At 72.7% G+C, this 8,089-nt stretch carries 6 protein-coding genes and 1 pseudogene; 3 read left to right on the top strand and 4 right to left on the bottom strand.

Going from position 1 to position 8,089, the window contains the following annotated elements; all coding sequences use genetic code 11:
- Nucleotides 1-290: 290 nt before the first annotated feature.
- Both HAV40_RS39255 and HAV40_RS31715 read right to left on the bottom strand, forming a co-directional pair.
- Nucleotides 291-701 (bottom strand): NAD(P)-dependent oxidoreductase, encoded by a 411-nt coding sequence (locus HAV40_RS39255; RefSeq protein WP_409364988.1) that lies wholly within the window; start codon nt 699-701, stop codon nt 291-293.
- A gap of 143 nt (nt 702-844) precedes the next feature.
- The gene (locus tag HAV40_RS31715) at nt 845-1,879 is read right to left on the bottom strand and encodes a LacI family DNA-binding transcriptional regulator (protein WP_166387819.1); all 1,035 of its coding nucleotides are present in this window, start codon (nt 1,877-1,879) and stop codon (nt 845-847) included.
- 336 nt (nt 1,880-2,215) lie between these two features.
- On the opposite strand from HAV40_RS31715, the gene HAV40_RS31710 reads away from it, so the two are divergent.
- The 3 genes and pseudogenes from HAV40_RS31710 to HAV40_RS31700 all read left to right on the top strand — a co-directional run.
- The gene (locus HAV40_RS31710; RefSeq protein ID WP_166387817.1) at nt 2,216-3,712 is read left to right on the top strand and encodes a beta-N-acetylhexosaminidase; all 1,497 of its coding nucleotides are present in this window, start codon (nt 2,216-2,218) and stop codon (nt 3,710-3,712) included.
- Between the two features lie 176 nt (nt 3,713-3,888).
- Complete coding sequence (locus tag HAV40_RS31705) at nt 3,889-4,890, top strand: zinc-dependent alcohol dehydrogenase family protein (protein WP_239086611.1); 1,002 nt, start codon at nt 3,889-3,891, stop codon at nt 4,888-4,890.
- A 33-nt stretch (nt 4,891-4,923) separates the two neighbouring features.
- Nucleotides 4,924-6,090, top strand: a pseudogene (locus tag HAV40_RS31700) (cytochrome P450); the annotation flags it as partial.
- A gap of 106 nt (nt 6,091-6,196) precedes the next feature.
- On the opposite strand, the gene bioD reads toward HAV40_RS31700, so the two are convergent.
- Complete coding sequence (gene bioD, locus HAV40_RS31695; RefSeq protein WP_166387835.1) at nt 6,197-6,910, bottom strand: dethiobiotin synthase; 714 nt, start codon at nt 6,908-6,910, stop codon at nt 6,197-6,199.
- A gap of 17 nt (nt 6,911-6,927) precedes the next feature.
- Nucleotides 6,928-8,064: an 8-amino-7-oxononanoate synthase gene (locus HAV40_RS31690; protein ID WP_166387811.1), complete on the bottom strand. Its 1,137-nt coding sequence runs from the start codon at nt 8,062-8,064 to the stop codon at nt 6,928-6,930.
- Nucleotides 8,065-8,089 lie beyond the last annotated feature (25 nt).

Here is an 8,089-nt window from a genome sequence, read left to right as displayed (position 1 = left end):
GATGACGTCCACCTCTTCAGCCATGAGTCCTGTATATCCGAATCCGGTCAGGCGCATCCCCACCCCCGCCCGCTCCGCCCCGCCCAACACCGCCTGGCTCCACCCGACACCGCTCGGCTCCACCCGACACCGCCTCGCGGCGCCCCGAACGCCGACCCTATGGCAGCGCCCCGCCTCCGTCGCCCGGTTAAGCCCGCCGCAGCGGTTCGCCCGCTCACTCACCGCGATGATCGCCGTTTCGTGTCAAAAGACGAGGTCCCACCGCACTTCTCGACACGAAACAACGATCATCACCCGGCAACCCCACCCCCACCCCCACCCCCACCCCACCTGCCGCAACTCTTAAAGAGTCGCGGCCAAAGACCTCCGCCGACGCCGCAAGTCTTTAAGAGTTGCGCCAGGTGGGGGCGGGGTGGGCCTGGTGGGTTAGGCGAGGACGGGAGTTGGTCGGCGTGGATCTCGCCGGACATCGGGCGGCCCGCGAGGAGGTGCTCGACCTCGGTGACGGCGTATGCGCCGAGGCGGCGGGCTTCGGTGCCCTGGACGCCGGCCAGGTGCGGGGTGATCCAGACGTTGGGCAGGGTGAACAGGGGCTGCCCGGCGGGGAGTGGTTCGGGGCTGGTGACGTCGAGTAAGGCGTCGATGCCGCGCGCGAAGACCTCCGGGCCGACGTACAGCTTGACCGAGCCTGCGGCGTGCACGACGGCGCGCACGCCCCCGTCCGGCCCTGCCGCAGGCGATGATCGCCGTTTCGTGTCAAAACCTGGGGTTAGACCCGAGGTTCTGACCCGAAACGGCGATCATGCCCCGTCCCGGGGGGCGCGGGGCGGGGCGCGGGGCGCGGTCAGATGAGGGGGCGGACGGAGTCGCGCATGGCGATGTGGGTGCCGAGCATGACGTGTTGACGGGCGGAGCCCTCGCCGCGTTGGAGGGCGAGTTTCACCGCCGTGCGGCCGAGTTGCTCGTGCGGGACGTGGACGCTGGTCAGGGCCGGGGTGAGTTCGGGGGCGAAGGGGGTGTCGTCGTAGCCGATGACGGAGACGTCGCCGGGGACGGACTTGCCTGCGGCGCGCAGGGCGCGCATCGCCCCGGCGGCGACGAAGTCGTTGGCGGCGAAGATCGCGGTGAACGCGACGCCGCTGGACAGCAGGCGCTGGACCTGGCGGAAGCCGGATTCCTGGCTCATGTCGCCGTGCACGATCAGCGCCGGGTCGACGGCCACCCGGAACGCCTCCAGGGCACGGCGGTAGCCGTCGAGCCGGGCGTCGAAGGTGGTGTTGCCGATCGGGCCGCCGAGCATCGCGATCCGCCGGTGGCCGGAGGACAGCAGGTGGCTGGTGGCCGAATACGCTCCGCCCGCGTTGTCGTACTCGACGGTGATCGCGGGGAAGTCCGGGCCGAGCGAGGGACGGCCGCAGAGCACCAAGCGGCTGCCCGCGTCCTCTAGGCCCTTGGCGTAGCGGTACATGCGTTCGCGGTAGTCGTCGGTCATGTTCACGCCGCCGACCAGGATGACCGCGTCGGCGTGCTGCTCGCGCATCAGCTTGACGATCTCCAGCTCGCGGTCCGGGTCGCCGTGCGTGGTGCAGACCAGGCAGAGCCGGTCGGACTCGGTGGCCTGGTATTCCACGCCCGAGGCGATGAACGCGAAGAACGGGGTGACCACGTCGTACATGACCAGGGCGACGACGTTGGAGGTGGAGCCGGACAGCGCCCGCGCGTGGGCGTTGACGACGTAGTCCAGTTCCCGTACGGCCCGCTGGACCTTGGTGCGGGTGGCGTTGGCGACGGGGTAGTCGCCCGACAGCACCCGGGACACGGTCGCCACCGACACCCCAGCCATCGCCGCGACGTCGCGGATGGTGGGCCGCTTGTTCATAGGAACCCCAGCAATGATGGTGAGCAGTGGAAACGATTCTAGAAAGCGTTTACCCTACGCGTCCTCATCCTCTCTGTCCACGCCGGTCGCCACGGCGGTCGGCGGAGCTGGAGGATTCCTTCACCCGGTGGCGACCTGCAGGAACGCGGGCCGGGTCGCGTTGCTGCGGCTGTTGAGCACGGTCGCCCGGCCCACGGCCTAAAACCGTCGCTGACCATTGCCGGACAGGTACGACACGGTCGTTGTGGATCTTGACTACTGTTAAGAAGCCGTACTACCGTCGGCAGGGTTGTTCCCGAAATCGTTTACCGTGCGCCGTCACCTGGAGGAGCCGCCGTGCTGATCCCACAACCTCTCTCGTACGCACCGGCGCCGGGACAGCGGACGCTCACCCCGCAGACCACCGTCAACGCCCCCGCCACGATCGCCGACCTGCTGCGGGAGCTGATCAGCCCCGCCACCGGCCTGCCCCTGGGCGACGGGGGCACTGACGCCGAGCTGGTGTTCGTCCTGGACGACGCGGCCGGGCTGGGCGAGGAGGGCTACCGGCTCACCGTCGACGACACGGGCGTGCGCGCCGTCGCGGGCACGCTGACCGGGCTGCGCTGGGCGGTGCAGGCCCTGCGGCAACTGCTGCCCCCGCAAGCGGTCGCCGCCGCGCCGGTCACCGGGGTCGCGTGGACCGTGCCGTACGTGTCGATCGAGGACCGGCCCCGGTATCCGTGGCGCGGCGTCATGGTCGACGTCGGCCGCTGGCACCAGCCGGTCTCCTGGCTGCGTACCGTGATCGACCTGCTCGCCCTGCACCGGATGAACACCCTGCACCTGCACCTGACCGAGGACCAGGGCTGGCGCTTCGAGGTCAAGCGCTACCCGCGGCTGACCGAGGTCGGCGCGTGGCGTCGGGAGTCGCCGATCGGCCACGAGAACATCAAGCAGGCCGACCGCACCCCGCACGGCGGCCACTACACCCAGGACGAGCTGCGCGAACTCGTCGCGTATGCGGCCCGGCGCGGGGTGACCGTGGTGCCCGAGATCGACCTGCCCGGCCACACCACCGCCGCCATCGCCGCCTACCCGGAACTGGGCGACAACCCCGGCGCGCAGCTGGCCACCGGCACCCGCTGGGGCATCTACGACACCGTGCTCAACTGCGACGACGCCACCGTCCAGTTCATGAAGAACGTGCTGGACGAGCTGGTCGACGTCTTCCCGTCGACGCTGATCCACCTCGGCGGGGACGAGGTGCCGACCGCCGAATGGTCGGCGAACCCCGGTGCGCAGGCGAGGATGCAGGTCCTCGGGCTCACCGAACCCGAGGACCTGCTCGGCTGGTGGATCTCCGAACTGGCCGCGCACCTGCGTACGCACGGGCGCCGGGTGGTGGTCTGGGACGAGCTGGTCGGCCGGGGCGCACCGGCCGAGGCCGTGGTCATGGCGTGGCGGCACCAGGACAAGGTCGACGAGGCGCTGCGGGCCGGGCACGACGTCGTCGCCACCCCGTGCGAGCACCTGTACCTCGACTACTGCGAGTCCGACGCCCCCGGCGAGCCGCTGAGCATCGGCGGCCTGCTGCCACTGGAAAAGGTGTACGCCTACGAGCCCGGCACCGGCGAGAACCGGGTCCTCGGCGTGCAGGGCAACCTGTGGGGCGAGTACCTCCCGACGGTCGGGCGGGCGGCATACAACCTGCTGCCGCGCCTGTCGGCGGTCGCCGAGACCGGCTGGGGCACCCGCACCGACCTGGCCGACTTCCACCACCGCCTCGACGTGATGCTGGCGCGCTTCGACGCCCTCGGCGTCGCCTACCGCCACCCGGGGCGCAACTCTTGATGACATGCGCCTTCGGCCGTCCCGCAGGCCGCGACTCTTCAAGAGTTGCGGCAGGACTGGCGGCCGGGTGACCGTGGGCCGGGTCGGGACGTAAGGTGCTGGGCACTACGGGGTTTGGTGGGAGGGGCAAAGACGTGCGTGCGGTCGCTTATGACGCCTTTGGGGAGCAGCCTGACGTGCGGGAACTGCCCGAGCCGAGCGCGCCGCCGCACGGCTGCGTGATCAAGGTCGAGGCGACGGGGCTGTGCCGCAGCGACTGGCACGGCTGGATGGGCCACGACCCCGACATCGCGACGTTCCCGCACGTGCCGGGGCACGAGCTGGCGGGGACCGTGCACGCCGTCGGCGCGGACGTCACCGGCTGGCGGGTGGGCGACCGGGTGACCGTGCCGTTCGTGTGCGGCTGCGGCGGCTGCGAGCCCTGCCTGCGCGGCGCGCCGCAGATCTGCGAACACCAGACCCAGCCCGGGTTCACCCACCGCGGCTCGTTCGCCGAGTACGTCGCCGTCGACCACGCCGACCTCAACCTCGTCGCGCTGCCCGAGCAGCTGTCGTACGCGGCGGCGGCCGCGCTGGGCTGCCGGTTCGCGACGGCGTACCGGGCGGTCACGGCGCAGGGGCGGGTCACCGCGGGCGAGTGGGTGGCCGTGTACGGCTGCGGCGGCGTCGGGCTGTCGGCCGTGATGATCGCCGCCGCGTACGGTGCGCGGGTCATCGCCGTCGACGTCTCCTCCGGCGCGCTCGACCTGGCCCGCGAACACGGGGCCGTGGCCTGCGTGAACAGCCGCGAGACCGATCCGGTCACGGCGGTACGGGAGCTGACCGGCGGCGGGGCGCACCTCACCGTGGACGCCCTGGGCAGCCCGGCGACCTGCACAGCGGCCATCCTCAGCCTGCGCCGCAGCGGCCGGCACGTGCAGGTCGGGTTGCTCCCCCACGGCGCGCCCGAGCTGCCGATAGGCCGGGTCATCGGCTGGGAGCTGGAGATCCTGGGCAGCCACGGCATGGCCGCCGCCGACTACGGCCCGATGCTCGACCTCGTGCTCTCCGGACGGCTGCGCCCCGACGCGCTGGTCACCCGGACCATCGGGCTCGACGACGTACCCGCCGCGCTGACCGCGATGGGCGATGCCCCGCCCACCGGTATCACCGTCATCGCCCCGCGAGCCCTTGCCTGAACGGACGCTCACCTCGCCTAGTACGGTGTCCGAGTGCTGTTCCGTACCTGGGACCAGCCTTTCGACATCGACGGGCGGGCCGAAGCGACCGTCGCGGTGACCGACCACGTCGGGGTCCGCCACGTCGTCGTCAGCGATCACCGGCTGGTCCGGCAGGTCCTCGCCGACCCGGACACCTTCTCCCCCGGCAACGCCCTCGACGCGATCAGCCCCATGCCGGTCAGCGCGCTGCGCGTGCTCACCTCGTACGGCTTCAAACTGCCCGCGACACTGGCCAACAACGGCGGCGTGTCCCATCCGGCGATCCGCGAGATCACCGCACGGGCCCTGCACCCCGCCCGCGTCGAGGCGCTGCGGCCGTGGCTGACCGGCATCGTCCGCCGCCGCGTCGCGAGGCTGGCCACCCGGCTGCGCGAGGGCGAGACCGTCGACCTGTACGCCGACCTCGCCGCCGACCTGCCGCTGCTGGTGCTGGCGAAACTCGTCGCGCTGCCCGAGGCCGAGGCGGCCGTGGTCAAGGAGTTCTCGCGGGCCGCGCTAGAGCTGTTCTGGGCCCCGCTCGACGCGCCCCGGCAGCTCGCGCTCGCCGAGACGGTCGGCCGGTTCCACACCGTGCTGCGGGACTTCGCCGCCACGGCGGGTGGCATGGTCGGCGAGCTGCGGGCGCATGCGGCCGCCGAGGGCTTGCCGAAGGACACGGCGGTCGGGGCGCTGTTCTTCCTGCTGGTGGCCGGGCAGGAGACGACGTCGCAGTTCCTGACCCTGCTGCTGCACCGGCTGTCCGGCGAGCGCGCGGTGCTCGACGGGCTGGTCCGGGGCACGGTCGGGGTGGACGACGTGGTCGAGGAGGGGCTGCGGCTGGTCCCGCCGATCCCGACCTGGCGGCGGGTCGCCACGCGGGACACCTCGCTTGACGGTTTCCCGGTGCGCGCGGGGGCGAGCATCGTGCTCTGGCTCGCCCGTGCCGGGCTCGCGGTCGCCGACAACCCCCACGATTTCGTACCCGGTCAGCGCGGGTCCCGCCGCCACCTGGCCTTCGGCGCGGGCGCGCACCGCTGCGTCGGCGCCCAACTGTCCCGGATGGAGGCCGCCGTCACCGTCGCCGAGACCACCCCCCTCCTCCGCGACGTCGACATCGTGCGCGCCCCCTGGTGCCCGGACAACCTCAGCTTCCGCATGCCCGACACCTTCACCATCCGCCACCCCTGCCCCCACCTGCCGCAACTCTTAAAGACGTGCGGCCAAGGACTGACCGGAAGGCCGCGACTCTTTAACAGTTGCGCCACGTGATCTGGGCGGGGTGGGGTCAGTCCTCGTCGGGTTCGGCGAGGGTGCGCGGATCGTCGCAGGCGCCGTACAGGGCGGGGGTGAGCCAGCCCGGGGCGCTGCGGCGGAAGACGCCGGGCTCCATGGCCCCGGCGCCGTCGGGGAGCAGCCCGTCGAGTTCCTCGGGCAGGTCCGCGAGGTTGGTGAAGTGCACCAGTTCCGGGCGGTCGGGCCACGCGCCGAGCACGACCCGGCCGGTGATGCCCCGGCGGGCCATCGCCTCCAGGGTCAACGCGGTGTGGTTGAGCGTGCCCAGGCCGGCGCGGGCGACCACGACCGCCGGGGCGCACAGTGCCACGGCGAGGTCCGCGAGGGTCCACTGCGCGCCGCCCGGGTGCAGGCCCATCGGCACCAGCAGCCCACCCGCACCCTCGACCAGGGTCAGGTCGTGCTCGGCGGCGGTGCTCTTGATCTCGTCCAGCACCGCGAACATGTCCAGCGGCGGCAGCCCGGCGACCCGGGCGGCGGCGGTCGGCGCGAGCGGATCGGGGTATTCGGCGAGCGTGCGCGTGGTGGCGGGGGCGGCCAGCCGGGCCACGATGTCCATGTCGGACACCTCGCCGTAGGAGGGGTCGACGCCGGTCTGCGCGGGTTTGACCACTGCGGTGCGTACGCCCTCCGACGACGCCGCAGCGGCGATCGCCGCCGTGGTGATGGTCTTGCCCACCCCGGTGTCCGTGCCCGTGACCAGCACGATACCCGTCAGCGCCGTCACGGCCGCACCTCCACGATGATCTCCAAAGCCCGCGCGAAGTCCGCCGCGGGCACGCCTGCGTTGACCGTCAGCCGCAGCCGCGATCGACTGTCCGGAGTGGACGGTGGGCGGAAGCACCCTACCGCCACGCCCTTGTCCCGGCAGGCCCCGGCCCAGGCCCAGGCCTGCTCGGCCGACGGTGCCTCGACCGACACCACACCGCCCGCCGGGTCGGTGACGGCCAGGCCCGCCGCCCGGCACGTGTCACGGATCGCGGCAGCGCGCTCGCGCAGCACCGCGCGCAGCGGGTCGCCGTCGCGGGCCAGGTCGAGCGCGGCGGCGACCCCGGCCGCGACCACGGGCGGCAGCGCGGTGTCGAAGATGAAGGTGCGGCCGGTGTCGACCAGGTGCCGGACCAGCGCGGCGGGCCCGGCGACCACACCGCCCGCGCCGCCCAGCGCCTTGGACAGCGTCGCCGTGACGATCACGTCCGGTTCGCCCGCCAGACCAGCGTCGACCACGCCGCCCGCCCCGTTCGGGCCGATCACGCCGAGACCGTGCGCGTCGTCGACCAGCAGCAGCGCCCCGTGCGTACGGGCGGCCGCGTGCAGCGCGGCGAGCGGGGCGAGGTCGCCGTCGACGGAGAACACCGACTCGGTGAGCACCACCGCCGGCCGCCCGGGGTGGGCCGCCAGCAGCCGGGCCGCGTCGGCCGGGTCGCCGTGGGCGTACGTCACCGTCTGCGCCCCGGCCAGGCGGCACCCGTCGATCAGCGAGGCATGGTTGTGCGCGTCGGCCACCAGCAGCGTGTTCGGGCCACACAGGGCCCGGATCGCGCCGAGGTTGGCCAGGTAGCCGCTGGAGTAGACCAGCGCCTGCTCAGCCCCCAGCCACGAGGCGAGCGACGACTCCAGGGCGGTGTGCACGTCGGTGCTGCCGCGCACCAGCCGGGAGCCGGTCGCGCCGAGGCCGTACGCGTCCAGCGCGGTCGCGGCGGCCTCGCGCACCCGAGGGTGGCGGGACAGGCCGAGGTAGTCGTTGCCGGCGAGGTCGACGAGCGCGTCGTCACCGGCGCGCGGACGCAGTTCCCGGCGCAACCCGGCACGTTCGCGCAGGTCGGCCTTGCGTCGTAGCGTCGCCAGCCAGTCGCCCATGGTTCAACCCGTCCATACCTCAGTC

The organism is Catellatospora methionotrophica (assembly GCF_011297335.1).
Taxonomy (GTDB): Bacteria; Actinomycetota; Actinomycetes; order Mycobacteriales; family Micromonosporaceae; genus Catellatospora; species Catellatospora methionotrophica.
The sequence above is the reverse complement of the archived record's forward strand: the minus strand, read 5'-3'. Positions and strand labels throughout refer to the sequence as shown.

What these genes read in the sequence shown, in the direction of transcription:
- HAV40_RS31715 (WP_166387819.1), bottom strand. Translation starts at nt 1,879, where the DNA reads ATGAACAAGCGGCCCACCATCCGCGACGTCGCGGCGATGGCTGGGGTG.
- HAV40_RS31690 (WP_166387811.1), bottom strand. Translation starts at nt 8,064, where the DNA reads ATGGGCGACTGGCTGGCGACGCTACGACGCAAGGCCGACCTGCGCGAA.